The sequence below is a fragment of the Paraburkholderia diazotrophica genome (assembly GCF_900108945.1).
Classification (GTDB): Bacteria; Pseudomonadota; Gammaproteobacteria; order Burkholderiales; family Burkholderiaceae; genus Paraburkholderia; species Paraburkholderia diazotrophica.
Genome location: NZ_FNYE01000027.1, coordinates 20,446 through 47,398 on the forward strand (window position 1 = coordinate 20,446; position 26,953 = coordinate 47,398).

Annotated in this window: 30 protein-coding genes; 11 read left to right on the forward strand and 19 right to left on the reverse strand. The window is 60.5% G+C overall.

Annotation, left to right across the window (positions count from 1 at the left end):
- The first annotated feature begins 34 nt into the window (after window positions 1-34).
- The 3 genes from BMW76_RS41335 to BMW76_RS27335 all read left to right on the forward strand — a co-directional run bounded on the left by BMW76_RS41335 (window position 35) and on the right by BMW76_RS27335 (window position 2,078).
- Window positions 35-187, forward strand: a complete 153-nt coding sequence (locus tag BMW76_RS41335) for a hypothetical protein (protein WP_177200518.1) — start codon at window positions 35-37, stop codon at window positions 185-187.
- A 402-nt stretch (window positions 188-589) separates the two neighbouring features.
- Entirely contained in the window at window positions 590-859 is a 270-nt protein-coding gene (locus tag BMW76_RS40545) for a hypothetical protein (RefSeq protein WP_143062338.1), read from the forward strand.
- A 79-nt stretch (window positions 860-938) separates the two neighbouring features.
- Window positions 939-2,078 (forward strand): YncE family protein, encoded by a 1,140-nt coding sequence (locus BMW76_RS27335; protein ID WP_090870922.1) that lies wholly within the window; start codon window positions 939-941, stop codon window positions 2,076-2,078.
- 123 nt (window positions 2,079-2,201) lie between these two features.
- Here BMW76_RS27335 and BMW76_RS27340 read toward each other — a convergent pair whose 3' ends face one another.
- The 4 genes from BMW76_RS27340 to BMW76_RS27350 form a co-directional block, all read right to left on the reverse strand.
- Window positions 2,202-3,860, reverse strand: a complete 1,659-nt coding sequence (locus tag BMW76_RS27340; protein ID WP_090870924.1) for an alkaline phosphatase family protein — start codon at window positions 3,858-3,860, stop codon at window positions 2,202-2,204.
- Between the two features lie 236 nt (window positions 3,861-4,096).
- The gene (locus BMW76_RS41340; protein ID WP_162849300.1) at window positions 4,097-4,255 is read right to left on the reverse strand and encodes a hypothetical protein; all 159 of its coding nucleotides are present in this window, start codon (window positions 4,253-4,255) and stop codon (window positions 4,097-4,099) included.
- Window positions 4,256-4,556: 301 nt separating this feature from the next.
- On the reverse strand, window positions 4,557-5,300 hold the full coding sequence (gene phbB / locus BMW76_RS27345) for an acetoacetyl-CoA reductase (RefSeq protein ID WP_090870926.1): 744 nt from the start codon (window positions 5,298-5,300) through the stop codon (window positions 4,557-4,559).
- 358 nt (window positions 5,301-5,658) lie between these two features.
- Complete coding sequence (locus BMW76_RS27350; protein WP_090870928.1) at window positions 5,659-6,177, reverse strand: Phasin protein; 519 nt, start codon at window positions 6,175-6,177, stop codon at window positions 5,659-5,661.
- A 373-nt stretch (window positions 6,178-6,550) separates the two neighbouring features.
- On the opposite strand from BMW76_RS27350, the gene BMW76_RS27355 reads away from it, so the two are divergent.
- A complete protein-coding gene (locus BMW76_RS27355) occupies window positions 6,551-6,997 on the forward strand; it encodes a universal stress protein (RefSeq protein WP_090870930.1) in 447 nt (148 codons plus the stop codon).
- 27 nt (window positions 6,998-7,024) lie between these two features.
- Here the strand turns inward: BMW76_RS27355 and BMW76_RS27360 are convergent, their stop codons facing one another.
- Entirely contained in the window at window positions 7,025-7,333 is a 309-nt protein-coding gene (locus BMW76_RS27360; RefSeq protein WP_090870932.1) for a DUF1840 domain-containing protein, read from the reverse strand.
- On the opposite strand from BMW76_RS27360, the gene BMW76_RS41345 reads away from it, so the two are divergent.
- On the forward strand, window positions 7,290-7,514 hold the full coding sequence (locus BMW76_RS41345; RefSeq protein WP_177200517.1) for a hypothetical protein: 225 nt from the start codon (window positions 7,290-7,292) through the stop codon (window positions 7,512-7,514). The two genes, BMW76_RS27360 and BMW76_RS41345, sit on opposite strands and share 44 nt — an antisense overlap.
- 100 nt (window positions 7,515-7,614) lie before the next feature.
- On the opposite strand, the gene BMW76_RS27365 is transcribed toward BMW76_RS41345, so the two are convergent.
- Entirely contained in the window at window positions 7,615-8,100 is a 486-nt protein-coding gene (locus tag BMW76_RS27365) for a universal stress protein (RefSeq protein WP_090870934.1), read from the reverse strand.
- Window positions 8,101-8,239: 139 nt separating this feature from the next.
- A complete protein-coding gene (locus BMW76_RS27370) occupies window positions 8,240-8,425 on the reverse strand; it encodes a hypothetical protein (protein WP_090870936.1) in 186 nt (61 codons plus the stop codon).
- Between the two features lie 170 nt (window positions 8,426-8,595).
- Between BMW76_RS27370 and BMW76_RS27375 the strand changes: the two genes are divergently transcribed.
- Both BMW76_RS27375 and BMW76_RS27380 read left to right on the forward strand, forming a co-directional pair.
- Window positions 8,596-9,675, forward strand: coding sequence for a tartrate dehydrogenase (locus BMW76_RS27375; RefSeq protein ID WP_090870938.1), 1,080 nt, complete (start codon window positions 8,596-8,598; stop codon window positions 9,673-9,675).
- Window positions 9,676-9,841: 166 nt separating this feature from the next.
- Window positions 9,842-10,813, forward strand: coding sequence for a LysR family transcriptional regulator (locus BMW76_RS27380; RefSeq protein WP_090870940.1), 972 nt, complete (start codon window positions 9,842-9,844; stop codon window positions 10,811-10,813).
- A gap of 110 nt (window positions 10,814-10,923) precedes the next feature.
- On the opposite strand, the gene BMW76_RS27385 is transcribed toward BMW76_RS27380, so the two are convergent.
- On the reverse strand, window positions 10,924-12,303 hold the full coding sequence (locus tag BMW76_RS27385; RefSeq protein ID WP_090870942.1) for an MFS transporter: 1,380 nt from the start codon (window positions 12,301-12,303) through the stop codon (window positions 10,924-10,926).
- A gap of 311 nt (window positions 12,304-12,614) precedes the next feature.
- On the opposite strand from BMW76_RS27385, the gene BMW76_RS27395 reads away from it, so the two are divergent.
- Window positions 12,615-13,130: a GNAT family N-acetyltransferase gene (locus BMW76_RS27395; RefSeq protein ID WP_090870946.1), complete on the forward strand. Its 516-nt coding sequence runs from the start codon at window positions 12,615-12,617 to the stop codon at window positions 13,128-13,130.
- An 18-nt stretch (window positions 13,131-13,148) separates the two neighbouring features.
- On the opposite strand, the gene BMW76_RS27400 is transcribed toward BMW76_RS27395, so the two are convergent.
- Both BMW76_RS27400 and BMW76_RS27405 read right to left on the reverse strand, forming a co-directional pair.
- Complete coding sequence (locus BMW76_RS27400) at window positions 13,149-14,000, reverse strand: alpha/beta fold hydrolase (protein ID WP_090870948.1); 852 nt, start codon at window positions 13,998-14,000, stop codon at window positions 13,149-13,151.
- 118 nt (window positions 14,001-14,118) lie between these two features.
- A complete protein-coding gene (locus BMW76_RS27405) occupies window positions 14,119-14,535 on the reverse strand; it encodes a cupin domain-containing protein (protein ID WP_090870950.1) in 417 nt (138 codons plus the stop codon).
- Window positions 14,536-14,740: 205 nt separating this feature from the next.
- Between BMW76_RS27405 and BMW76_RS27410 the strand changes: the two genes are divergently transcribed.
- A complete protein-coding gene (locus BMW76_RS27410) occupies window positions 14,741-15,721 on the forward strand; it encodes a bifunctional helix-turn-helix transcriptional regulator/GNAT family N-acetyltransferase (RefSeq protein WP_090870951.1) in 981 nt (326 codons plus the stop codon).
- 5 nt (window positions 15,722-15,726) lie between these two features.
- On the opposite strand, the gene BMW76_RS27415 is transcribed toward BMW76_RS27410, so the two are convergent.
- The 8 genes from BMW76_RS27415 to BMW76_RS27450 all read right to left on the reverse strand — a co-directional run bounded on the left by BMW76_RS27415 (window position 15,727) and on the right by BMW76_RS27450 (window position 22,427).
- Window positions 15,727-16,341, reverse strand: coding sequence for an HAD-IA family hydrolase (locus tag BMW76_RS27415; RefSeq protein ID WP_090870952.1), 615 nt, complete (start codon window positions 16,339-16,341; stop codon window positions 15,727-15,729).
- Between the two features lie 35 nt (window positions 16,342-16,376).
- Window positions 16,377-17,183 (reverse strand): 4-hydroxy-2-oxoheptanedioate aldolase, encoded by an 807-nt coding sequence (gene hpaI / locus BMW76_RS27420; RefSeq protein ID WP_090870954.1) that lies wholly within the window; start codon window positions 17,181-17,183, stop codon window positions 16,377-16,379.
- A 9-nt stretch (window positions 17,184-17,192) separates the two neighbouring features.
- Window positions 17,193-17,996: a 2-oxo-hept-4-ene-1,7-dioate hydratase gene (hpaH, locus tag BMW76_RS27425; protein ID WP_090870957.1), complete on the reverse strand. Its 804-nt coding sequence runs from the start codon at window positions 17,994-17,996 to the stop codon at window positions 17,193-17,195.
- Between the two features lie 83 nt (window positions 17,997-18,079).
- A complete protein-coding gene (locus BMW76_RS27430) occupies window positions 18,080-18,478 on the reverse strand; it encodes a 5-carboxymethyl-2-hydroxymuconate Delta-isomerase (protein WP_090870962.1) in 399 nt (132 codons plus the stop codon).
- A 20-nt stretch (window positions 18,479-18,498) separates the two neighbouring features.
- Window positions 18,499-19,362 (reverse strand): 3,4-dihydroxyphenylacetate 2,3-dioxygenase, encoded by an 864-nt coding sequence (gene hpaD, locus BMW76_RS27435; protein WP_090870963.1) that lies wholly within the window; start codon window positions 19,360-19,362, stop codon window positions 18,499-18,501.
- A gap of 70 nt (window positions 19,363-19,432) precedes the next feature.
- Window positions 19,433-20,890, reverse strand: a complete 1,458-nt coding sequence (gene hpaE / locus BMW76_RS27440; protein ID WP_090870969.1) for a 5-carboxymethyl-2-hydroxymuconate semialdehyde dehydrogenase — start codon at window positions 20,888-20,890, stop codon at window positions 19,433-19,435.
- 17 nt (window positions 20,891-20,907) lie between these two features.
- A complete protein-coding gene (locus tag BMW76_RS27445) occupies window positions 20,908-21,666 on the reverse strand; it encodes a fumarylacetoacetate hydrolase family protein (RefSeq protein ID WP_090870970.1) in 759 nt (252 codons plus the stop codon).
- Window positions 21,663-22,427 (reverse strand): fumarylacetoacetate hydrolase family protein, encoded by a 765-nt coding sequence (locus BMW76_RS27450; RefSeq protein WP_090870978.1) that lies wholly within the window; start codon window positions 22,425-22,427, stop codon window positions 21,663-21,665. Before BMW76_RS27450 ends, BMW76_RS27445 begins: the two co-directional genes overlap by 4 nt.
- 344 nt (window positions 22,428-22,771) lie before the next feature.
- Here BMW76_RS27450 and BMW76_RS27455 point away from each other — a divergent pair, with 344 nt between their 5' ends.
- Both BMW76_RS27455 and BMW76_RS27460 read left to right on the forward strand, forming a co-directional pair.
- The gene (locus BMW76_RS27455) at window positions 22,772-23,188 is read left to right on the forward strand and encodes a heme-binding protein (protein ID WP_090870980.1); all 417 of its coding nucleotides are present in this window, start codon (window positions 22,772-22,774) and stop codon (window positions 23,186-23,188) included.
- A gap of 47 nt (window positions 23,189-23,235) precedes the next feature.
- Window positions 23,236-25,413 (forward strand): malate synthase G, encoded by a 2,178-nt coding sequence (locus BMW76_RS27460; RefSeq protein ID WP_090870982.1) that lies wholly within the window; start codon window positions 23,236-23,238, stop codon window positions 25,411-25,413.
- Window positions 25,414-25,505: 92 nt separating this feature from the next.
- Here BMW76_RS27460 and BMW76_RS27465 read toward each other — a convergent pair whose 3' ends face one another.
- On the reverse strand, window positions 25,506-26,951 hold the full coding sequence (locus BMW76_RS27465) for an MFS transporter (RefSeq protein WP_090870984.1): 1,446 nt from the start codon (window positions 26,949-26,951) through the stop codon (window positions 25,506-25,508).
- Between the last annotated feature and the right edge of the window lie 2 nt (window positions 26,952-26,953).

The window sequence follows — 26,953 nt, forward strand, 5'->3', positions numbered from 1 at the left end:
AATGTCGGGTGGAACGGATTTTCGGAAGCGGAAAATGGGCAGCGAGAGAGTGCACTTTGTGTTGGCGCCATTGGCGCTCGACGTGCCGCTCACCCAGAAGAACATCGACAAAAAAGCCGGCCCTGATAGCGCCGGCAAGAAGACTCCGGACTTTACGAGGGAAGAACCCGGAGTCTTTAATCGCTAATTGTATTCTCTCAATCCTAGATCAAGCTTAAGGATCTTCGTCTTCCATGCATTAATACCCTTGGTCCGATTCGACGGCAATTGTTGCCTGAGCCATTCATTCATTTCATTAAATGAAGCAGTTATTTCTGGTTAATGCGCTCTTATCCATTCGATGAATCAATCCGACGCCAGGCGTTTTCCCTGGCGTCGGACGCTTCACTCGCGGTTTGCCTCCCGATCTTCCATTGACGGCGCTTTCGGTTGGACAACCACAGCTTACAACGCCACACGACTGGCCGGCGTGGCGGATGTGATCGACCAGGCGCCGACGATTCCATGTGCCATCGCATCAATTCGACGCTAGCGAAGATATCGCCGACCGTTAATGCTTTGTCCCTGCATCAATAAAACGAATGCGGCAATGCAGCAGCATTCCAATCATCCCAATCGTGCACTGCTTCTCAAAACCATTTTCAAATTTTGCATTCACCGCCTGAAACTTACTAAAACGGCGCCATTTCTTTATTTAAATGTTTCGGCATCCATACATTCATTCGCACCTTTATATGGAAACCATCAATTTATTTTCGGTGCATTATCAACGCGCGTTCCGCATCCTTACGTGCAGATCGAAGCACGGCAATTCGGCCTCTTCAAAGACATGGATGACGTGAGCCCGCGTGTGCAGTGAACCATCGAGGCGCTCCGGCAGATTTTCTGAAGTACTCAGGCGTTGACCTGCGTTTTCTGCTACTCAAAGGAGCTCACTGATGAAAAAACCGTTATTGGCCTGTCTACTCGTGGCGACGGCCGTGATCGCCGGATGCGGCGGAGGAGACAACTCCAACTCGACACCGACGGCGTCGACACCCACCCCGCCCAAGCTGCTGACTAACATTGCCGTGCCCAACGCATCGAGCCCGGCCTTCAGCTTCGACATCGGCTATGTGGAAGCGGGCAAATACTATCTGGCCGACCGCAACAACAAATCAGTCGATGTCGTCGACACGAAATCGAATGCGTTGATTGCGCAGATTCAAGGCGGCTTTACCGGCGCCGGCGCGACGACCGATGCGTCGGGGCCTGACGGTATCGTGGGCATCACGGGAGCGAATACGCTGTATGTGGGCGACGTGGACTCCGTAAAAATCGTCGATACGTCCGCGATGAAAACGCTCAAGACGATTGCGATCAGCACTACGGGCTCGCGCGTCGACGAAGGCTGCTACGATCCCGACGACCATCTCGTGATGTTCGCAAGCCCGGGCGAATCGCCGCCGTATGTGACCTTCATCTCGACGACGACGCAAGCTGTCGTGTCGAAACTGGTCTTCAACGGTTCTTCGGGACTCGAGGCGTGCACGTACGATCCGGCGTCGAAGAACTTCCTGATCAATAACGATGGAACCGCGGCCAATCCCGACGGCGAGCTCGACGTCATCACGGCGAGTTCTGTCATATCGAGTGCGCCGATCGTCAGCAAGTCGTTTCCGCTCGGCAAATGCGGGCCTTCGGGTATTGCGCTCGGCCCTAACAGCGACGTACTGATCGGTTGCGATCCGCCGGCGGGCAATCCGTTGATCACGCTGATACTCGACCGCAACACGGGCGCTCAGCTCGCATCGATTCCATTTGGCGGCGTGGATCAGGTGACATACGATCCCGCGTCGAATCGCTATTTCCTGCCGGCGCGTCACTATGTGACAAGTGGCACCGCTGCGTCATCGGGCTTCAATCCGCAGATGGGCGTGATCGACGGCACGACGCGCAAATTGCTCTTCACGGTCGCAGTGGGAACCGGCGCGCATTCGGTTGCAGTGGATAGCAACCTCGGTCAGGTCTATGTGCCTTATCAGCCTGGCGCCGCGGCGTTCCCGAATGGCGGCATTTCGGTGTTCTCGACGAAATGATCATCGAGCGACCCTGCGTGGGTCGCCTCGATATGCAGTGGGCGCAATCAACCACTGAAAAGAAAAAGACGTGCGGCAGACAAGCCAACAGACGCCGCACGTCAACCGGACTATCGATGGTGATCAGTTGTTGGCATCGAGTCCGGGCAAAACCGGTGTGCCTTCGACCTTGACGGAGTGCAGTTCGTTCGGGTTCAGTCCCAGTGCGCGAAGAATGGTCGGCGCGACCTGTGTCGTCGTCACACGGCGTCCGATGCGCTCACCGTGAAAGTGACCGTCCGGGAACGATACGACCAGGCCGAGGTGGCTGTCATCCGGTGCATTGCCGCCGTGCTCTTCATCCTTCTTCTGGCTCGTCGTGTAGATCACGCCGGGGTTCGGCTGCACGATGATGTCAGGCGTCCGGCCATTCGACGGATCGCCGAACATCGACGCGAGGCGCGGTCCCGACAGGATGTACGCCTGCGGGCCGTCGGCGCAGATACCCGGCGCATTGCAGCTCAGGTTCGCCTTGAGCGTCGCGACGGCGGCCTGCACCTGGCTCTGATCGCGCAACCAGATGAGCCCTACGTCATCCGTCTGCACGAGGCCCGTTCCGACCAGACCCGTCCCATCGTTCAGCGCCTTGGCGTTGTTGTTCTGACCAAAGTTGCCGTCCGGATCGAGGTAGTTGTTTGCTTCGAGCAGCGCCGTCAACGTATCGCCGTTCTTGACGAGCTTCGTATGATCGGTCGGCGACTGCCCGTGCTTCGCCGTCACGATCATCATCGTCGAACTCGCGAGATTGCGCGCTTTCAACTCCGCGACCATCTTGCCGAGGGCATCGTCCACGTAAGCGATTGCCGCCGTCACCTGCGGACCCGGCGTAAAGCTCGCATCGAGATAACCGCCGCCCGTTGCGACCGTCGCCTTTTGCGCAACGCTCAACGTCTGGAAGTTCGCGCCGAACAGAGTCGGCACGGGCGCATTGCGCGTTCCCGTCGAATTCTTGCCGTCTATTTCGTTGATGATCGAATTGACGTGAAAGTTATCGAAGATCTCGGTGTTCTGATAGGCATCGGTATAGTCCTTGCCCGTCGCCGGATTGATCGAATTGATTTCAGTGCGAGAAAGATCGTCGACGCCGCGGCCGGAGGGTCCATTCAGCCAGTCATAACCCCACGCGTGCTTGTCGGCCCAGGCAGTGCGCGAGTCGCGCATGTGCTGCTTCACGACTTCGAAAATCGTATTCGTCTTGATGTAGTCATGTGGAAAGACGGGCACGCACTTACTACCGACCTTCGCGCGCGGAATCGCATCGGGATTGAATGCGCCGCCGCCGTCGAGATGAATTAACGCCCCGCCGCCCTGCGCATCGATGCCTGTCGTTTCATCGAATACGACGTTCCAGCCTTGCTTGCCTGTACAACCGGTATCCGCAGGCGCGTACAACGTGCGGTCGTAGGATACGTCATAGAAGAGCCCTGCCGTCTTCGGCGATCCACCCGTGACCAGCGCGGCGAGACCCGGGAATGAATCCGACAGACCCGGCGTATAGGCATTCGTATAAGTCACGCCCGACTTCGCCAGCAGCGCGAGGTTCGGGCAAGTATTCGCACCGATGCATCGCGCCACGTCCTGCTCATGCAGACCATCGACACTGATCAGCAGCACATGCTTGATTGCACTGCTCCGGTTGCCTTGGTCGTGACCTTGCGCGTTGTCCGCCTGCGCGGCCGCTGCCGGCAAAATCGCCGAACCCAATAAGGCACCCGCTCCAACCCATCTGAAGAGACGATTCATTGTTCACCTCGCGTGATGTCCAGTCCAGATCACCAATTGTTACGGCAGCGGTAATGTGCACGTTCAATGCGACCTCACGATGAAGCGCGGCTTTCGTTTTGCCCTAAGGTTGAGAATCGAAATCAGATTATGGATTTTGGCTTTGATCTGCGTCCGCATTCGCAGCCATTCGCGATGTTCTCACCATGGCGAAGAATGCGATTGAAGTACCTGGCAAACCAGAACAGAGAACCAACTTACCGCCGCACGCGCGAAAAACGACACCAGCTATGATGATCGAGGTTTTTCAGTAACTCGGCACGCAATCGCTCGCGACGGTAGTGCTGCACCATCGACAGCAACGCAAACAGCAGCACGGACGCGCCTAGCGCGATTGCAATCCATGTTTCGTTCATTGCCATCCCCTGTAGCAAACACTCTCGCAGTGCTTCGCTGCATGATCAAAGCGGGCATTGACCCGACTTCGGACAATTAGCGGCATTCGTGCACTGCTCGAATACGAGTTCGCGGTATCGGCCCGCATCGCGATCTGCGGGTGTCCGCGGTCCGAAAGTCCGGTTCACGACGACGACGCGATTCGTGCACCGGCATTGATACAACTGTTGTTTTGTCTCCACCACTTCTTCCTTCTTGATAGGCCCTCGGTCGGCTTTATTCGCTTTAGCCGGGGCCTTTGCTCCAGTCGTTTTCTTTCGATCAGTTCATATGCTGGCCGCCATTCACGGCCAGATTTGCACCCGTGATGAATGCCGCGTCGTCCGAGCAGAGGAAAGCGACGAGCGCGGCCACTTCTTCCGGCTTGCCGAGACGGCCGGCGGGAATCTGCGGCAGGATCTTCGTGTCGAGGACTTCCTGCGGAATGGCCGTGACCATCTTCGTTGCGAGATAGCCGGGTGAAATCGTGTTGACAGTCACGCCCTTGCGCGCCACTTCGAGCGCCAGCGACTTCGTGAAGCCGTGCATGCCCGCTTTTGCCGCTGCGTAGTTGGTCTGCCCGACCGAGCCCTTCGAGCCATTCACCGAAGAAATGTTGATCACGCGTCCCCAGCCGCGCTCCACCATCATTTCGCACAGCGGCTTCGTCATGTTGAAGACGGAATCGAGATTCGTGCGCATGACGGCGTCCCAGTTCACCTTGTCGAGCTTGCGCAGCGTCATGTCGCGCGTAATGCCCGCATTGTTCACGAGGATATCGACGGGACCGATCTCGGCCGTGATCTTCGCCACGCACTTGTGACACGAGTCATAGTCGGCGACATCGACGGGAACGGCATAGAATGCGCGGCCAGCCTTTTCCATTGCAGCAAGCCACTCGTCCGCACCCTTGTTGCCCGGCGAATACGTGACGATCACGCGATAGCCGGCGTCATGCAGACGAATACTGATGGCCTCGCCAAGACCGCCCATACCGCCCGTTACCAAAGCAATTCGATTAGTCATCCTTTGCACCTATCAGACGTTCATTGCGAAACTTCCCGATCGTCAATGACTGGTTCGCAGTTGCAGCCGTTGACTGGTCTCCCCGACTGATCCTTTTATTCCGGCCGTTCGCTACGCGTTGGCCTGCGCGTTCGCTATTCACTGCGACGTCGCGTGTCGGTGGTTGGTGCGGCGTGGGCCGCACACATCGGTTGATTCGAAAGAGCCCATCGAGTCGTTCGGGCTCGCGGACCGCTTCTGATATCTGCTTCTGGTAATTCGCAATCAAACTGCACTGCGTGAATACGCAATACATGGCGCGTGTGTCATGCAGGCGACACAGCGTGCATTGCGCAAGGCAATGCCAGGATTCGTAGTATTAATCGACAACCGCCTTGCGGGTTCGAGCGGTAGATACGAGACGATCGGCGCGCGCGGCCGCGATCGCCTGTTCGGTTTCCTGGCGGGCTGCCGTTTCCGGATCCGGCGCGGGGGACAGCATCGTCTGGAATACCGAGGTCAACGGCGCCGAAGCCGCATTGGCACGACACTGGAACGCTTCCATGATGGACCGCGCCAGTACTTCATTCTTCTCGGCCTGGGCATGCGCCACGTCCTGCAGCCTGTCATTCAGGCGCGAAACGATGCGGCCCAATTCAGTGCCGTAGTCCGCAAATAGTCTTACAAGCTCGCTCGCCGTATTCCATTGAATTGCGGTGCGAGTACTGCCGATCGTGCTCAGGCTTTTCAGTGCCTCGACGTTCACGGCGCTGATTGTGCGCAGATTGAGTTCCGCGACTGGTTGCAGTTCCTGAACGACGGGATTGGCCCACGCGTTGAGAGCGGAGATTCCCGACTCCCACGCCGAAATGACACCTTCGGAATTCCGAATGCTCATTGACGAGACTCCATTAGTATTACTAAGTCCTTTGATGCCGCATGCATAGCGGGGCCGCGCTATACCATGCGAATCGCATGAGTGTTCGCAATTAAATGGTTGCTTGTGCGAAGCACCATTAGAACCCACATTCTAAACACATCATTTGACAATTTTTAAACAGTCTTGTCGGTAGTTACCCTGGGTTGTCGCCGGGCGTTTCTCGCGATCGAACCCCTAAAGCGCATCGCTTGCACACCGGTGCCCAGCAACCATTTACCTCACAACGTGATATACACTGGAAACAGCGAAGGTTCGTCCCGCGCGGAAGGGCAGCAATATCAGGAGTGTTGGAAGTGACTTTCGAATGACCAGCGAGTGAGGGGGTGCCAAAGTGATCCCGTTCAAACGCATTCTGCTGTGCTATGACGGAACGCCCGAAGGACGTCGTGCGCTTCGCAGTGGAGCGGCGCTTGCACATCAGCTCGGCGCCGAGACGCATCTGCTTTCGGTCGTGGATTCGTCGTGGTGGTCGAGCGGGTACGACGTTCTTTCGTCGATGGCCTTCGAAATCGACGAGCAGGCAGCACGCAACGTCTTGAGCGATGGCATCGAGCGGTTATTGGCGTGCGGCGTGAACGCAACGGGACATTTCTGTGTCGGCGACCCCGTTGATCGCATTGCGACGATGGCCGACAAACTTCGCGCCGACCTCATCGTGATCGGACATCATCATCTCGGACCTTTCGCACGCTGGTGGACGGGCGAGCGGCATGCGCAACTGCTGGATCGCGTCGGTTGCGGCATTCTCTTCGAGGTTGCGCCGGATAGCGCGCCGTAAATCGTCACGGAGCGCGCACAACAGGCGCTACAAGCCCCACAGAATATCGGCGTCCTGCCGCTTTGCTTCGCGCAGCATGTCGAGAAACGGCCATGCGCGTTGTGAGAGACCCGACTTATGATGATCGGCACGGGATGTCGGCGTTTCGTAGACGGTACCGGACTGGGCATCGTCTTCGATAGCAGCTTCGAGACGTCGGATCGCCTCCGGCAAATCGTTATGCACGATCACACCCTGGCGGTCGAGACGCTTGCCGATCAACCCGAGCAGATACTGCGCGAGGTCGCGAAGCATGACGACATCCGGCGTTGCTGGTGACTGGAAGGTGACAAGCAAGGCTACTCCCCCTGTAAAAATGCAGGGCCTTCGTAGCGGTTGCTCCGATGCGGAGACTGCTCTCTTCTCCATGGAGGTCTTGGATCTTGCCGTGCGGACTATTCCCGTCCGTACCGACAGCAAAGTCCCGCTTATCCGACAGCCGCTCGAAGGCTTCATTTCATTTTATATCATGTTGTGATCCATTCAAGCGGGGGACGGATATGCCGCTTCGACGCCCGTCCGTTAACCAGACGTAAGCACGCGGCGAAAAGCCGCGTATCAAGAAGTGCGCGTTGCGCTCAGAAGAACGAGGCGTCTTCCGACGAACGTTGTTCGCTCTTTGCGCGACGCTTCTTCACGGACGCCGGATCTCGCACGATCGTCACGGCACACGGCGCATAGGCGAGCACCTGGCGCGCGACGGAGCCGATCAGCCAGCGGTCGAACGGCGTGTGTCCGCGATGGCCGACGACGAGATGATCGATACCGTGCTGCTCGGTGTAAAGCACGATCTCCTTCGCCGGCTGCCCGACCACGAGATCGAACTCGGCCTGTTCACCGGAGGACGCGAGCTTCGCCTTGATATCATCGAGCACTTCGTTCGCGTGGCGCAGCTCGTAGTCGATCATTTCCTTTCTTTCCAGCTCTATCGCGCCCCAATCGGGCGCGCGCGCCACGACGAGCACGTGCAATCGCGCGTCGAAACGCTTCGCGAGATCGAGCGCGAAAGTGACGGCATGTCGCGCGGACGGCGACCCGTCATAGCCTACGAGTACGTTCTGCATGATCTGCTCCCTTCGGGTTCGAACGGGAAGATGCTTTGCTTGATCAGCAACCGTTCGTCGATTCCCGGCAAGCGCATTCGATTGTCTCCACGGCTCGCCGCATGACTCGTTGCGGAAGATGCCGACGCTTGCGCCCGGATCAGTTGTCGTCGCTTCGGCTCGGAAGATGCTCGTGCGGCTCGGGCTCGGCTGCATCGGCATCGAGCCTGTCGATGTCTTTCGGTTTTGCCGGGGCGCGCGCGGCCGCTTTGCGCTTCGTGCCAGTTGAAGATCGCGCGGGGTCGAGGGGCTTGTCAGGCGGCTCAGCGGGCGTCTTGGAGGGCATGGTGTGCTCCTGCGCTGATGGATACTGTCATTACCATGATAGGACGCATTGAAGCCGCCGGTTACATGGGTTTTGCGGCGGTGCGCAAATGGCGAATCGAATAGACTGATCGCTCGTACGGCCTGATCGAAGCCGATCCATTCCCACGCATACCCCATGAGGACACATCTATGATCCGTAATTACCGCATCGCAGTGATTCCCGGCGACGGCATCGGCAAGGAAGTGATGCCCGAAGCACTGCGCGCGCTCGATGTCATCAGCAAGCGCTACGGCATCGGCCTCGCATATCAGCACATCGAGTGGGCCAGTTGCGACTACTACGCTCAGCACGGCCAGATGATGCCGGACGACTGGAAGGCACAACTCGATGGCGTCGATGCGATTCTATTCGGCGCGGTCGGCTGGCCCGCCACCGTGCCCGATCACATCTCGCTGTGGGGCTCGCTGCTCAAGTTCCGCCGCGAGTTCGACCAGTACATCAACCTGCGTCCCGCGCGTCTGTTCGATGGCGTGCCATCGCCGCTCGCTGGCCGCAAGGCGGGCGACATCGATTTCATGATCGTGCGCGAGAACACGGAGGGCGAGTACTCGTCGGTGGGCGGCACGATGTTCGAAGGCACCGAGCGCGAATTCGTGATGCAGCAGTCGATCTTCACGCGCAAGGGCTCCGAGCGCGTGCTGAAGTTCGCCTTCGATCTCGCGCAGCGCCGCGCGAAGAAGATCACGGTCGCGACGAAGAGCAACGGCATCTCGATCAGCATGCCGTGGTGGGACGCGCGCGCCGCCGAAATGGCCGCGCGTTATCCCGACGTGAAGTGGGACAAGCAGCACATCGACATCCTGTGCGCGCGCTTCGTGCTGAATCCCGACCGCTTCGACGTGGTGGTCGCGACCAACCTGTTCGGCGATATCCTCTCCGATCTTGGCCCGGCCTGCACGGGCACGATCGGCATTGCGCCGTCGGCGAACATGAACCCCGACCGCGCGTTCCCGTCGCTGTTCGAACCCGTGCACGGCTCCGCGCCCGATATCGCGGGCAAGGGGATCGCCAACCCCATCGCGATGATCTGGTCGGCGGCAATGATGCTCGACTTTCTCGGCCACGGCCAGGGCAAGGAACGCGAGGCGCACGACGCGATTCTCGTCGCCATCGAAGGTGTGCTGAAGGACGGCCCGCATACGGGCGATCTCGGCGGCAAGGCCAACACGGCGGAAGTGGGCGCCGCGATTGCGCATCGGCTTGCGTGATTGCACCCGATTGAACTCCATCCGCGTGCGAGTGCTCTTATGACAGAGGACGCGCGTCGGGAGAATCGATTCACGGCGGCGAATTCATCGACGCGCGATCGCTCGCCGCAGCAAGCGGCGGGCGCATTGCGACAGCGATTTTCAACTCGATGGATCAGGCATCATCATGCCCAGCCTTCGCAAGAAACTGCCGAGTGCCAATGCGCTGTTCGTGTTCGAAGCGGCCGCCCGCTGCCGCAACTTCACGCACGCAGCGCAGGAGCTCGAGGTGAGTCAGCCGGCCGTGAGCCGCATGCTCGCGCGCATGGAGGACCATATCGGCGTGCGCCTGTTCGAACGCGTGCGCGGCGGCATCGAGTTGACGGAAAACGGCAAGATTCTGTATCGCGCGATTTCAGACGGCTTCGATGGTATCGAAAACGCCATACGTGAAATCGAGGCCCGCGCGACGGGTGTGGAGCCGGTCATGCTATCCGTACCGACGGGCTTCGCAACGCACTGGCTGATGCCGCGCATGAGCCGCGTGAAGCAGGCTTTCCCTCACATCGATTTGCGGTTTCAACTGATTTGCGGGCATAGCGACGGGCCGCTCACTGACGTGGATCTGGGCATGCGCTTTCTGCACGACAGCGAGATCGACGAGAACGCCATGTTCGTGATGCCCGAAACGCTGCTGCCCGTCTGCAATCAGCGCTATCTCGACACGGTTCGCACGGACGCCGGCCGCGCGCAAGGCGACACGCTGCTCGTAACGGATGACGAACAGCACGACTGGCATGAGCGCTTTAACAAGTTCATCGGAAACGGACCACGTATCGCGCGCACGCTGAGCTTCGCCGATTACGCAAGCGCCGTGCAAGCCGCGCTGGTTGGCCAGGGCATCGCGCTCGGCAGGCTCGACGTGGTATCGCATTGGCTCGCACAAGGCGCCTTGCTGCCCGCCGAGCACGAAGTGATCGTGACGGATTGGCGTTGCTGTCTTCTCACGCCGGCCAACAAACCGTTGCGGCAGATTGTTGCGAACCTGCGCGACTGGCTCATTGAAGAGACGCGTAACGATATGCGCATCGTCGCGAAGAAATACCCGAAGCTGGGATTGCAGGCGGCGATGAAGCAGACGGGGCTCAAGTTTGGTTAAGCGATGGCGTCTATCGGCACGGATGCGAGCGAGCGCGTGTTTCGGCCAAACGCGAAATGCCCGCAAGCGGTCGAACTGAAAATCGCGCGCGCTTGCAGGCATTCAGAACATCACCTCAAGTGCACCCGCTTGATCTCACCCACGATCAGCAGATAACTCACTATCGCCACCAGCGCGTTGCAAGCGACGAACACGAGCGCGCCACTAAACGATCCCGTCAGCTTGACGATGTAGCCGATGATGATCGGCGTGGTGATCGCGGCGATGTTGCCGAACGTGTTGAACATGCCGCCGCTCAAACCGGCGATCTGCTTCGGCGACGTATCCGCGACGACGGCCCAGCCGAGCGCGCCCAGCCCCTTGCCGAAAAATGCGAACGCCATGATCGCCACGACGACGACCGACGAATCGACGTAGTTGCAAGCGATCATGCTCGTCGACAGCAACATGCCCACCACGATCGGCACCTTGCGCGCGACGGTCAGCGAACATCCCTTGCGAATCAGGAAATCGGAGAAGATCCCGCCGAGCACGCCGCCAATGAATCCGCACACAGCAGGCAAGGCGGCGACGAAACCCGCATTGAGAATCGACATGCCGCGTTCCTTGACGAGATACACGGGGAACCAGGTCAGGAAGAAATACGTGAGCGTCGTAATGCAGTACTGGCCGATATAAACGCCGAGCAGCATCCGGTTGCACAGCAACTGCTTGACGTACGACCACTTCGGCGCTTCGTCGTTGGATTGCGCAGCGACGTTCGATTCGTGCGTCGCCGCTTCATTCGCGACGTTGCGCTTCTTAGGCCCATCCATGTCGACGAGCGCGCCGCCCTCCTTGATGTGGTCGAGTTCGGCGCGGCTGATACGCGGATGATCTTTGGGACCGTAGACCGTCTTCATCCACGCGATGCTCACGACAATGCCCACTGCGCCCATGAAATAGAACACATACGGCCAACCGAAGCGATGCGTGACCCAACCCATGATCGGCGCGAACAACACGGTCGCAAAGTACTGCGCGGAATTGAAAATCGCAGAAGCCGTGCCGCGCTCGGCGGCGGGAAACCACGCAGCCACGATGCGGCCATTGGCGGGAAACGACGGCGCTTCGCTCAAGCCGACAAGAAAGCGCAATGCAAATAGCGTGCTGACTGCAAGCGAAATGCTCAGGTAAGTGACCGTGCCCTGCAATACCGTGAAAAGCGACCAGATGAAAATGCTCGCCGCGTAAACGCGTTTCGATCCGAAGCGGTCGAGCAGCCAGCCGCCCGGCAACTGACCGATCACATACGACCAGCCGAATGCGGAAAAGATGAAGCCCATGGCAACCGCGTCGAGACCGAGATCTTTCGACATCGCGGTGCCCGCCATCGAAAGCGTCGCACGGTCCGCATAGTTGACGGCCGTGACAAGAAACAGCATCGCGACGATCCCGTAGCGGATTCGCGTCTTCTGTGCCGCGGACACGCCTTGCACAACGTTGGCCATGAATCGTCTCCTCCTGATGCACCGGCGCTCTGCCGGCAAGATTCGCAACCGCAGCAATGCAAACGCATGCTCATAGGTTGTCTGATGACAGAATGAAACGGCACACCGAATTTTGCAATAACGCGTTTACCCTGAGCATCCTTCTTTTGGATGCCAACCAGCGACTGCTCGTGCACGCTTATCACGTCTCGCAGCGCGAGATCAAGGGACTCGAGAATGGATTGCAGACGGATGTTATACGATGACGTATGTCAATGAACTTCGAAGCGCGATCGCGCCTGATCCGCGCCTTAGTGCCTTAAAATCGCGCGATGAACCGAGTTCGCCCTCACATTCGCCCCTTGTGCGCGAGCGATGCAGCTGCCTACGCGTCGCTGCGCCTGTGCGCTATCGACGAGGCGCCTCACGCGTTCGCGTCCACGCGCGAAGAAGAGGGAAAACGCACTCTCGATGACATCGAGGCGCGTATCTGTTCGACGACGAACCAGATCGTATTCGGCGCCTTCGACGGCGCCACGCTGATCGCCGTGGCAGGGCTCAGGCGTTACCCGTTGCGTCCCGTGCAGCAAAAGGGCTTTCTGTGGGGCTTGTTCGTCGCGCAGGCGCATCGCAGGAATGGCGTCGCGCGGCAACTGATTGCCGCAGCCATCGATCACGCACGCGCAATGGGCCTGACCCATGTCGCGCTGAATACCGACGCCGAAAACGCCGGCGCAATTGCGCTCTACAGATCGACGGGATTCGAAGCCGTCGAGAACGAACCGTGCGTCGACGGAATCGACGACGATACGGATCGCGAAGTCGAGATGATGCTGCGCCTCAAATGAGCGAGCCTGGTGCGGACATCAATAATCGATAAATGAACTGAGCGTCCGGTTGAAAGCAGCCGGACTCGCGACGTTCATACCGTGCGATGCGCCCTCAATTGTTCGTCGGTCCGCGAGATAGATCCACTCTTGAAGACTGTCGACGTTATTGCGGAACATGCGCGGACTCTTTTGCCCATCGACGAGCAGCGTCCGGCACGTCACTTCCGACGCTGCGTCGCGAGAATAGGCGGGCAGCGGATCGCAAAACTGCTTGGGCAGCGTGCTCGCATTGTCGAGCGCCATCGTGCGAAAAGCGGCCGTGCTCTTTCTCCACGCACCGGGCGTGCTGACGGAATCGACGAACAGTTCGAGTCCCGGTTCGACGATACCCTCTTCGATCATGCCCGCGACTTTCGCGCGCAAAGCGTTCGTGGCAGCGGGCAGCGATGCTTCGCGCGCGCCGTCCTTTTGCAGCGGACCGCCTGGATCGGCAAGCGTCAGCGTTTTGACGAGACGCGGATATTCGCGCGCCAGATGAAACGCAATGCAACCGCCCCGCGAGTGGCCCACCACATGAACGGGCGCGAGATCGAGCGCGTCGATGAACTCCGCCAGTTCGGCGACGTGAGCGTGCCAGCTGAAATCGTTCTGAATGCATGCGTCGGCAGCGGGCCAATAGTGGCTGAGGCTCGGAGCGATGCAGCGAAAATGCGCGGAGAGCGGCGCAATCTGCGCGTCCCAGTAACGGTAGTCGCACAGCGATCCGTGGACGAATACCACGGGCTCGCCCGCGCCGCGTTCGATGTACGGAATGCAGATGCCCGATGCGACATTCGCGAAGCTCAACTGGGGATCGGCCAGCAACGCGTGGTCGGTTCGCATGTTCATGGCGGTCACAATCTCGGGTAGGTCGTCGTGTGACTACTATGCCGCAATCGCGAGCGTAAGAAAAACGCGTAATCTGCATCGAATCGTTCAGCTTTTCTGATATCTCTTGCGCGGACTGCTATGGCGTGCTGGACGGGTCGTAGGGCACCACCTGCTCGTGCTCGTCAGGATGATTGCGCGCCACAATCGCGCGAGCCGGTGTCGTCGTACTGAGATTGAAAGGCTGATGCGGCACGCCGGGCGGAATGAAGAGAAAGTCCCCGGCTTCCGTTACGACCGACTGACGCAAGCCCGGGCCATAGCGCGTTTCTACGCGCCCTTCCAGAACATAGATTCCCGTTTCAAAGCCGCTGTGACTGTGCGGTTCGGCGTGTCCGCCGGGCGGAACCACGACCAGGTGCATCGACAACGCCTGCGCGCCCGCCGTCGTGGCCGAAATGCCCACGAAATACGGCAGGCGCTGACTCGTTGCGATCTCCCTGTCGGGATGCACCACGACGAGCGGCGCCAGTTCGCCTTGCGATTCGTCTTTCATGCGCGATCCTCCCCGATTCAATGGAATAGGCGCGGATTGAATGAAAAGCCGCATTCACTGCGATTCGATTCTACGCCGACGCGTTGCCGCGTCGGCATCGGTGAAAGGTGAGCGAGGCATAGAGAAATCACACGAAAATCACACCTCTTGCATAAGTTGCGCCTCGCAACTATAGTAGTTGCGAGGCGCAACTCAAGGAGCTGTGGTGGATATCATCGATAAACCTTCTCAATCGCGAGACAAGACCATCCTCGAATTGCGGGAGTTCTCGCGCAAGCTCGTTCGCGAGCTCGGCTTCATGCGCTCCACGCTCGCGGAAAGCGATCTTGCGCCGTCGGCCGTACACGCGATCCTCGAAATCGGCGCGACGCCCGGCATGCAGGCGCGCGATCTCGCTCATCTTCTGCGCCTGGACAAGTCGAATGCCAGCAGGCAGATCGCCAAGCTCGAATCGGCCGGGCTCGTCGAGCGCACGGCATCGAGCGAGGACGCGCGTTCGTCGGAGCTCTATCTGACGAGAGCAGGCCAGCAGCTGCGCAAGAAAATCGACAAGTTCGCAACCGATCAGGTATCGAGCGCATTGCGCAAGCTCGCGCCCTCCGATCAACAGTCGCTGGTGCGCGCGCTGTCGCTGTATGCGAGCGCGCTCGCGCAGGACAACGATGCCAAGGAGAGTCAGACGCCATCGGCGCCGAACGTGCAAATCGTCGAGGGCTACTACCCCGGCTGCATCGGCGATGTCGCGAGTCTTCATGGGCGTTATTACTCGCAGCACACGGGCTTCGGCGTCTTCTTCGAAAAACGCGTCGCGACAGAGCTCGCAGCGTTCGCAGAATCATTGCCCGATCCCGATAAGGGACTGTGGCTCGTCGTCGATAATGCGCGCACGCTTGCGTCGGTCGCGATCGACTCGGACCCATCGACACGCATCGCGCACCTGCGCTGGTTCATCGTCGACGATTCGCTGCGCGGCTCCGGTCTGGGCCGTCAATTGATGACACGCGCGATGGCCTTCGTCGACGAACGCTTCGACGAAACCTATCTTTGGACGTTCAAGGGCCTCGACGCCGCGCGTCATCTGTATGAGGCGTTCGGCTTCACGCTGGCCGAGGAGGCAGAGGGCACGCAGTGGGGAAAGACGGTCATCGAACAGCGTTTCATCCGGCGCGTGAAGTCGCCTCGATAGAAGCGCTAGAGCAGATCGAATCGCGCAAGCTCTCGCGACAGCGCATCGGCATCGACGAAGCGATACGCGTGCAAACCGGCATCGAGTGCGCCTTTGACGTTGGCTTCTGAATCGTCGATGAAAAGCGTCTCGCGTGCTTCTACGCCGAGATAGCCGACGCAGCCGAGATACGCTTCGGCCGCGGGCTTCGCCGCGCCAAACGCAGCCGACGGATAGACATGCGAGCCGAAAAGCTTCGCGACAGGCGGGTTCAGATAGCCGATGTGATCAGTGACGAGACGGCAGTTGTTGGTCAGCACGGCAATCTTGCGACGCGTGGCAATCCGCTCAGCGACGGCGAGCGATTCGGCGTTGGGCGTGATCGACGCGTGGCGCGCAATGAGCCAGTCGTCACGACTGATCGGACAACCCAGCAGATTGCCGAGTTCGAGCAGATACGCGTCGTCGGTGATCTCGCCGGCATCGGCGCGCGCCTCGAGCCCTGAGCCCCAGATCGCGTGGCGCACGGTCTCCGGCGGCTTGCCCGTGATCAGCGACATGCTGTTGGTCCGCGCGACACGGTCGTAATGGGACAACACGCCTTCCATGTCGAAGAGCACGAGTTTGATCGATGACGTCATGCTGCAGCCTCCGCATCGAACGCATCCACGCAACGCTAATAGCCGCCCTTCCCCGTCGTATTCGCGCTCCTCTCGTCGCCGATGTATGAGGCCGCAAGATCGGCGGCCGCGCGGCTGAGCAGACCCGTATCGGTGCCAACGGCCACGAACGTCGCGCCTGCTTCCAGATATTCGGCAGCGAACGCGCGATCCGACGCAAGCACGCCCGCCGCCTTGCCCGCTGCGCGCACCGTTCGAATGCCCTCGCAGATCGCCTCGCGCACGACGGGTTCGCCAGGTTTGCCGAGAAAGCCCATCGATGCGCTCAGATCCGCAGGCCCGAAGAATACGCCGTCCACGCCATCGACGTTAGCAATCGCTTCGAGATTCGACAGCCCTTGTAGCGTCTCAACCTGCACGAGCACGCACAACTCATCCAAAGCGGTGGCCAGATAATCGGGCACACGGTTCCAGCGCGACGCCCGCGCAAGCGCACTGCCGACACCGCGCACGCCTTGCGGCGGATAACGCGTCGCCGCGACGGCCGCTTGCGCCTGTTCCTCGGTATCGATCATCGGCAGCAACAAGGTCTGCGCACCAATGTCGAGCAGCTGCTTGATCAGCGCGGCATCGCTCTTCACCGGCCGCACGACAGGATGCGACCGATACGCGGACACCGCCTGCAATTGCGCAAGCGTGCTGCGCACATCGTTCGGCGCATGCTCGTTGTCGATGAGCAGCCAGTCGAAACCCGCCGTCGCAAGCACTTCGACGACGTACGCATCGGCGAGCGCCGCCCACAATCCGAATTGCTGCTCGCCTTGCGCCAACGCGCGCTTGAAGCGATTCTGGACACATTCCATAGCGAGCCCTCAGACAAAGTTGAGCGCAATACCGCCTAACGGGCCGTAATCCACATGGAACGTATCGCCGGCGCGCGCGGGAATGGGATTCGTGAAGGAGCCGCTGAGTATCACGTCGTTTGCATTGAGGCTCTCGTCATACGGCGCGATCTTGTTCGCTAGCCAGGCAACGCCTGTCGCCGGGTGATTGAGCACAGCCGCGGCGAGACCGCTCTCTTCGACGGCACCATTCTTGTAGAGCAATGCACCGACCCAGCGCAGATCGACGTCCATCGGACGCACGGGGCGGCCGCCCATCACGATGCCCGCATTCGCGGCGAAGTCCGAGATCGTATCGAAGACCTTGCGCGGCGCGCGCGTCTCGCGGTCGAACTGCTCGATGCGCGCATCGATGATCTCGACAGCGGGCGTCACGTATGCCGTCGCGTCGAGCACATCGAACAGCGTCACGCCGGGGCCCTTGAGCGGCTTCGCGAGGATGAACGCCAGTTCCACTTCGACGCGCGGCGCGATGAAGCGGTCCGCACGAATGTCCTGTCCGTTTTCGATAAACATGCTGTCGAGAAGCGGCGCATAGTCCGGCTCGTCGATCTGCGACGAGCGTTGCATCGCGCGCGACGTCAGGCCGATTTTGCGCCCCCTGATCACATGGCCTTCGGCCAGTTTCATCTTTACCCATTCGCGCTGGATTGCATACCCATCTTCGATCGTCATCTGCGGATAGGCAGCCGAGAAATGCCGCAATTGCGTGCGCGTTTTCTCGGCGTGGTCTAGTTTCGCCGCGAGTTCGCGAATGGTCGTCTGGTCTAGCATGATCAATTCCCGTCCTATGTAAAGCTGTCGGCGGCAGTTGGCGCTTTAGCGCGTTACTGCAGCCCCATGCACAGCAGTTGTCTTCAGCCCTTCAGGCGCGCATGCAGATTGTTGTGCTTCCACGTGCCCGCTTCGCTGAATTCGCCGACTTCGAGCGATAGCGCAACGCCCCGCTTTTCGAAGGCTTCGGCGAAGTGCTGCTTGATGACATCGAATAGCGCATCGCCTGTCGCTTTCTTTACGGCTTCGGAGCGGCCCGCGCCGATCTTCAGGTTCGCATGCAGAAAGGCGGCATCTTCTCTGCCATCCGCGATGCAATACTGTTCGCAACGCAACGCGCGCACGCGTATGCCACCGAGCGGATAAACGCGCTGATCGTTCTCGCGTTGCGCGTCGAGGCTTTGCGCGAGCGTTCTGCACAGCGCGCCGATGCTGTCGTCGTTCGCCAGATTGGCGCTGTATTCGAGCGTGAGATGTGGCATGTTAAGCCTCCTTCGAGCAATCAGCCCGGCAACGGCGTCACGGGAAAGATTGCGTTGATCTGCCCGGTGCCCGAACTGCCGAAATAAGGCGTCACCACTTCGGCCTTGCCTTCGTAACGGTCCCAACCGAGCGCACCGAGCAGCATCGCCGTATCGTGCATGCCGCCCTCGCCCCAGCATTTCTCGTTGTACAGCGGCAGCATGCCGCAAAAGGTCTTCCAGTCGCCCTTCTCCCATAGCGACACGACGTGGCGGTCGGTCTGCTCGAGAAACGGGTCCCACACCTTGTGCATGAACTGCTCGGCCGTGCCGTTGTTCGCGAAGTGATGGCTGAGCGAACCGCTCGCGAGAATCGCAACAGTACCGTCGTAGCGTTCCTCGATGGCCTTGCGCACCGCGAGACCGAAGCGCGCGCTCGTCGGCAGGTCGTGCCACATGCACCATCCCGCGATCGACACCGTCTTGAAGCGCTGATCCGAGTTCATGTAACGCATCGGCACCAGCGTGCCGTATTCGAGGTCGAGCGAGGTCTCACTATGCGCACGCGTTTTCACGCCCATTTCATTCGCGGCTTCGGCAATCAGCTGGCCGAGTCTCACATTGCCAGGATACGCATACGCCATGTTGTTGATGAAATGCGGCAGTTCGTTGCTCGTATAGATGCCTTCGAACTTCGGCGCGCAATTGATGTGGTACTCGCTATTGACGAGCCAGTGCACGTCGAACACGACGATCGTATCGACACCCAGTTCGCGACAACGCCGGCCGATCTCGTAGTGCCCGTCGATTGCCGCCTGGCGGCAGCCTTTGTGCGGTCCATCGAGTTCGGACAGATACAACGAAGGCACATGTGTGACCTTCGCGGCCAGTGCGAGGTTGCCCATCGCGGTCTCCTTTTACTTCAAACCCATGTGAAGCTGAAACGCTACCTGCGAAAAATAAGCGCGCGAAAAATTAAACGCCCCAGCGCGGAATGTGATGCGATCCAAGCGACACGCACACGTTCTTCGGTTCGAGGAACACTTCATAGCTCCACGTGCCGCCTTCGCGCCCGACACCCGATGCCTTCGTGCCGCCAAACGGCTGCCGCAGATCGCGCACGTTCTGGCTGTTCACGAAGCACATGCCCGCTTCGATCGCCGCCGCCACGCGATGCGCGCGACCTGTGTTCTCGGTCCATACATAGCTCGACAGGCCGTACGAGATATCGTTGGCGAGGCGAATCGCGTGCGCTTCGTCGTCGAACGGAATCAGGCACGCGACCGGCCCGAAGATCTCTTCCTGCGCGATACGCATGCGGTTATCGACATCGACGAATACAGTAGGCGCGACGAAGTTGCCTTGCTTCAGCGCGTCGGGCAACGATGGCGTATCGAGTCCGCCGCACGCGAGCGTCGCGCCTTCCTTCCGTCCCAGCTCGATATAGCTGCGCACTTTCGCGAGATGACCCTGGCTGATCATCGGACCGATGATCGTGCTGTCGCTCAAAGGATCGCCAACGGTCAAACGTTTTGCGCGCTCGATAAAGCGCTCCGCGAATTTCGCGTAGATCGATTTCTGCACGAGTATCCGCGAGCCCGCCGTGCAGCGCTCGCCATTGTTCGAGAAGATCATGAACACGGCGGCATCGAGCGCGCGTTCGAAATCGGCATCGTCGAAGATCACGAACGGCGACTTGCCGCCCAGTTCCATCGAGAACTTCTTGAGGCCCGCCGTCTGCACGATGCGATTGCCCGTCGCCGTCGAGCCGGTGAACGAAATGGCGTGTACATCGGGATGCGCGACGAGCGGTTCGCCCGCTTCCTTGCCATAGCCATGCACGACGTTCAGCACGCCCGCAGGAATGCCCGCTTCGAGCGCCAGATTGCCGAGCATCGACGCCGTGAGCGGCGACAACTCGCTCATCTTCAACACAGCCGTATTGCCGAACGCGAGACACGGCGCGACCTTCCACGTGGCCGTCATGAACGGCACATTCCACGGAGAAATCAGCGCGCACACGCCGACGGGATGAAACAGCGTGTAGTTCAGATGCGAATCGGTCGGGTACGTATGGCCGTCGACACGCGTGCACATCTCCGCGAAATACGTGAAGTTGTCGGCGGCACGCGGCACCAGTTGCTTGCGCGTTTGCGAAATCGTTTGCCCGGTGTCGCGCGTTTCCGTGTCGGAGATCTCGGGCACGTGCTTCGAGATCAGTTCACCGAGCTTGCGCACGAGTTTCGCGCGTTCGGCTGCGGGCTTCGCGGCCCACGCGGGAAATGCGTCTTTCGCAGCGCGCACAGCTGCGTCGATCTCTTCGCCCGTGCCGCGCGCGACTTCGGCCAGTACTTCTTGTGTCGCCGGATTCACAGTCTCGAAGTAATCGCGTGCTTTCGTCGATTGGCCGTTGATCAGATGTTCGATTCGCATTGGCAGGTCCCAAAGAGTCAGTCGCGGTTGAAGTCCGCGTCGGAAGCGATTACGTTGACGAGACGGCCGAGGCCATCGATCTCGCAGACGACTTCATCGCCGGCATTCACATTGACGACGCCCTCGGGCGTGCCCGTCAGAATCACGTCGCCGGGCGCGAGCGTCATGAAGCTGCTCAGATATTCGATCAGCGCGGGAATGTCGGTGACGAGGTCGCGCGTATTGCCCTTTTGTTGCAGCGTGCCGTTCACATAGGTGCGCAATTCGAGCTGCGCGACATCGGCAATGTCGGCGGCATCGACGAACCACGGGCCGAGTACCGTTCCGCCATCGCGGTTCTTAACGCGCAGATTGGGCCGGTAATAGTTCTCCAGATAGTCGCGAATCGCGTAGTCGTTCGCGATCGTGTAGCCGCCAACGTACTGCATTGCTTCGTCGCGTTTCACTTCTTTTGCGGGCCGGCCGATTACCACGGCGAGTTCGCACTCGTAGTGCATGAACGTCACATCGTTTGGACGGCGCGTCACGCCGCGATGGCCGATCACGCTGCCCGGTCCCTTTAGAAACACGAGCGGCTCTTCCTGCTTCGAGAATTGCAGTTCCTTCGCGTGCTCCGCGTAATTCAGACCGAGCGCGAAGATCGTGCCGGGTTCGATTGGCGCAAGCCATACGACTTCTTCTTCGCGACAGACGCGGCCATCGGCGAGCCGCACGCCGCGCCCGTGCGGATACGCCTCGTGAATCGCGCCTGCATACGCAACACGGCCGCGCATCATCGTTCTTCTCCTTCTTTCGACGTCATCGAGAAGCGCAACGGCGTCCATGCGTCGATCGCGATGCTCACGTTGTCGCCGGCGTGCGCGATGGGCGCGCCATGCGGGACACCCAGCGTCAGCACATCGCCGGGGGAAAGCGTCATGAAGTCGGTCACGTCGGCGATCAATCGCGCGACGTTGCGAATCGAAGTCGAAGTGCTCGCTTCGAAAGCGCGCTCTCCTTCGATGCTGATCGCGATACGCAGCGCATCCGCATCGGCTACGTGCCGTCGCGCGACTACAGCAGGACCGATCACGCAGAAACCATCGCGCGCGCGAAACCGCACCGATGGCCGATAAACGCTTGCATGCGGCACGCAAAGATCGGCAACGATCGTATATCCGGCGACGAATTCCAGCGCCCGATCGACGCTCACACGACACGCCGTGCGCCCGATCACAATGCCAAGCGATCCGCCGATCTGCACGCCGTGCTGATCGTCCGGCACGACGACTTGCGCGCCGTGCCCTGCCAGCGTGTTGCGCGGCTTCAGGTACAGAACGGGCGCTTTCGGCGGCGCCTTGTACGGCGAAGCATGGACGGCATCGCCCAACCCATCGAGCGCGGCACGATCGTTCAGCAACGTGCCATAGACCGCGCCGCCCACGGGCGAACGACAGATCTTTCCATCCGCGAGCAGCGCGCTCACGGTGGGCGCATCGACATCGCGTGCGAGCGGCTCGCCTTCTAGATGAATCCGGTGATCGTGGATTACGAACATGGCCTGGTTGTATCCGCTCAATTCACTAACATATTAGTAGTATTCGCGCAGTTCAACCGATGGTCAAGCGCATCGGTGGTCGGCGCGGGTTTTCCCTGGCGCGGCGCTTGCGTGTGCTTGTCTGTAGCGACAAGACCTGCAGGGGACAGAAAAAACTGGTAAGACCAGTGTTCCACCGGGTCGACAAGCAGCCGAGAACGGGGAACAATGGACCCCAAGTCATATATAAGACTGGACCTCGCACGCGCGTAAGTCGTGCGCGCGTGTGCCGCCTGTCATGTCGATCCGCGACTCGCGACCGGTCTGTAGATGGAAGTCACCTCAATCGTTTCAGGAAACGCAATATGCAGACAAAATCCGTTCTGACGGTCGCCGAGTCGACGAAAATCATTGAAGCGGCACGCGCCGAAGCCGAACGCAACCAGTGGGCCGTGGCGATTGCCGTCGTCGACGACGGCGGCCACCAACTCGCGCTACTGCGCCTCGACAACTGCGCACCCATCGGCGCCTACATCGCAACCGAGAAAGCCCGCACGGCCGCGCTGGGCCGCCGCGAATCGAAGCAGTATGAAGACATGATCAACGGCGGCCGCACCGCGTTCCTGAGCGCGCCGCTCTCGGGTACGCTGGAAGGCGGCGTGCCCGTTGTGGTAAATGGTCAGGTGGTCGGCGCCGTCGGTGTTTCCGGCGTGAAGGCCGATCAGGATGCGCAAGTGGCAAAGGCCGGTGCCGCGGCCGTTGCCACCGGTGCGAATGGTTGAACGCCGCCCCGAAGCTAGTCGAAATTTCGCCCCTCTTGGAACAGCCCATGACCCAAATGACTCAACGCGGCGGATTGCAGGTCGCCGCGAACCTCGAACAGTTCATCGAAAAGGAAGCCCTGCCTGGAACCGGTGTCGATAGCGCCGCATTCTGGGCCGGTTTCGATGCCATCGTGCACGACCTCGCGCCGAAGAACCGCGCGCTGCTCGCCGAACGCGACCGCCTGCAGGTCGAACTCGACAAATGGCATCGCGCCAACCCCGGCCCGGTGCGCGACCTGCGCGCATATCGCGGCTTCCTCGAAAGCATCGGCTATATCGTGCCCGTGCCTGCGAGCGTGAAGGCCAGCACGGAGAACATCGACCGCGAAATCGCCGAACAGGCGGGCCCGCAACTCGTCGTGCCGCTGTCGAACCAGCGTTACGCGCTGAACGCAGCGAATGCGCGCTGGGGCAGCCTGTACGACGCGCTCTATGGCACCGATGCCATCGACGAAACCGACGGCGCCGAACGCGGCGCGAAGTACAACCCGGTGCGCGGCGCGCGCGTGATCGCGTATGCGCGCAAGTTCCTCGACGATGCCGCGCCTCTCGCGAACGGTTCGCACAAGGACGCGACCGGCTACCGCGTCGAGAACGGCAAGCTCAGCGTCGCGCTGAAGAGCGGCGCGACCGCGCTGCAAGACCCGGCGCAGTTCGTCGGTTATCAGGGCGATGCGAATGCGCCGTCGGCCGTGCTGCTCAAGCACAACGGCCTGCACTTCGAAATCCACATCGACGCAAACGATTCGATCGGCAAGACCGATCCCGCGCACATCAAGGACGTGCTGATGGAAGCGGCTGTCAGCACGATCATCGACTGCGAGGACTCGGTTGCCGCCGTCGATGCCGACGACAAGGTGCTGCTCTATCGCAACTGGCTCGGCATGATGGTCGGCACGCTGACGGAAGAAGTCACGAAGAACGGCAAGACGTTCACGCGCCGCCTGAACGCGGACCGCGAGTACACGGGCGCGAATGGCCAGCAGGTCACGCTGCATGGCCGCTCGCTGCTGTTCATCCGCAACGTCGGCCATCTGATGACGAACCCGGCCGTGCTCGATCGCGATGGCCACGAGATTCCCGAAGGCATTCTCGACGCCGTCGTCACGACGCTGTGCGCGCTGCACGACCGCACGCACAAGCTCAATTCGCGCACGGGCTCCATCTACATCGTCAAGCCGAAGATGCACGGCCCCGCTGAAGTCGCGTTCGCGAGCGAGCTGTTCACGCGCGTCGAAGATCTGCTCGGGCTTGCGCGCAACACGATCAAGATGGGCATCATGGACGAAGAGCGCCGCACGAGCGTGAACCTCTCCGCGTGTATCGGCGAGGCATCGGCGCGCGTCGCGTTCATCAACACGGGCTTCCTCGATCGCACGGGCGACGAGATGCACAGCTCGATGGAAGCGGGCCCGATGATGCGCAAGGGCGATATGAAGTCGAGCAAGTGGATCGCCGCCTACGAGCGCAGCAACGTGCTCGTCGGTCTCGCTGCGGGCCTGCGCGGCCGTGCGCAGATCGGCAAGGGCATGTGGGCGATGCCGGACCTGATGAAGGCAATGCTCGAGCAGAAGATCGGCCATCCGAAGGCAGGTGCGAACACGGCATGGGTGCCCTCGCCCACGGCCGCGACACTGCATGCGCTGCACTATCATCAGGTCGACGTGCAGGCCGTGCAGAAGGAACTGGAACGCACGGACTTCGCGAGCGTGCGCGACGAACTGCTCGACGGACTGCTGACCATCCCCGTCGTCGAACGCGCGCAATGGAACGACGACGAGATCCGCCAGGAAGTCGAGAACAACGCACAGGGCATCCTCGGCTATGTGGTGCGCTGGATCGATCAGGGCGTCGGCTGCTCGAAGGTGCCCGACATCCACAACGTCGGCCTGATGGAAGACCGCGCGACGCTGCGCATTTCGAGCCAGCACATCGCGAACTGGCTGCGTCACGGCGTCGTCAAGCCGGAGTTCGTGAAGGAAACCTTGCAGCGCATGGCGAAGGTCGTCGATCAGCAAAACGCAGGCGACCCGAACTACAAGCCGATGGCACCGAACTTCGATGCTTCGGTTGCGTTCAAGGCCGCGTGCGCGCTGGTGTTCGAAGGCTGCGCGCAGCCGAGCGGCTATACGGAACCGTTGCTGCACAAGTTCCGTTTGCAACTGAAGGCAGGCCGCGCGTAAGTTTCCGCGCGTAGCCGTTGCATGACGACAAAACGCCGGCCGGGTCGCCAAAGACCCGGCCGGCGTTTCTATTTTTAGCGACTAGCGCGACCTCAATGGCAAAGCTCTTCGAGCCGGACGCCATTCGTTTTCGGCCCGAATCCGCCGATCGAAATCATCACGACGATCATGCACGCGGTAATGCCGACGAACACACCCGCGACGCCGAACTCGCGCAACAGGTGCGCGATGACGAAGCCCGACATCATCGCGCCGATGCGGCTCGCCGAATAGACGATTCCGTTCGCGCGGCAGCGGATGCGCGTCGGGAATAGCTCGGCCTGGTACGCGTGATAGCAAACGGAGATGGTCTGCCCCGCGAGACTGATGAGCACGCCGAGCACGATCAGCGGCACGACGGCTTTCATCTGCCCGAACAGGAGCCCGAACACGACCACTGCAAACGCCGAGCCGACGATCAGCCATTTGCGCTGGAGCCTGTCGGCGAACAGCATCGCGAGCAACGGCCCCGAAGGCAACGCAATGGCGATGATGAACGAGTAGAGCAGGCTCTTGGTCACCGTGATGCCCTGACCGATCAGCAGCGTCGGCACCCAGTTCGCGAATCCGTAATAGCCGATCGCCTGGCAGAAGTTGAAGACGATCAACATGATGAGCCGCGAGCGATACGGCGGCTGCCACAATTCCGCGAGCGACGCGCGTCGATGCGCGGGCACTTCGACGGCAGGCAGCGGCGCCGGCAACGCGCGGCCCGTTTGGCGCGCGGCCATCGCTTCCATCTTTCTGACCACGCGGTCGCCCTCCTCGACGTGCCCATGACTCGCGAGCCAGCGCGGGCTCTCCGGCACGACGAGACGAATGAACCACACGATCACCGCGCCCGCCGAGCCGATCAGCACGACCCAGCGCCAGCCGTCGATGCCCGCGAACGTGGTCGGCACGAGCCAGTACGACAGAATCGCCGCGGCAGGCGCGGCTGCGAACATCACGGCCTGGTTGAACGCCATCGCGCGGCCCCGCATGTGCTGCGGCACGAGTTCGGTGACGTAGCTGTCGATCGTCACGATTTCGATGCCGACACCGATGCCCGTGATGAAGCGCCACAAGATCAGCCCTTCAGGCGTGTGCTGAAACGCCAGGATGGCGGAGCCGACCGAATACCAGAGCAGCGACACCGTGAACACCTTACGGCGCCCGAAGCGGTCCGGCAGCCATCCGAAACAGAACGTGCCGACGAACAGCCCCGCGAACGTCGATGCGATGAAACCCGCGATGCCCTGAAGTCCGAAGAACGAATCCGTCGTCGTCTTGAGCAAACCGCTCTTCGCCATCCCTGGCGCGATGTAGCCGGTGAAGATCAGATCGTAGACCTCGAAGAATCCGCCGAGCGAAATCAGCAGGACGAGCATCCACAAGTAACGCGTGACGGGCAAGCGATCCATTCGTGCCGACAATGCCGCCGCCGCGCGCAGATTGGTCTGCGCCTCCGCGGGCGCAAACGGGGGATTGTCCGCTGTCGCGGGTATCGAGCGCTGCATAG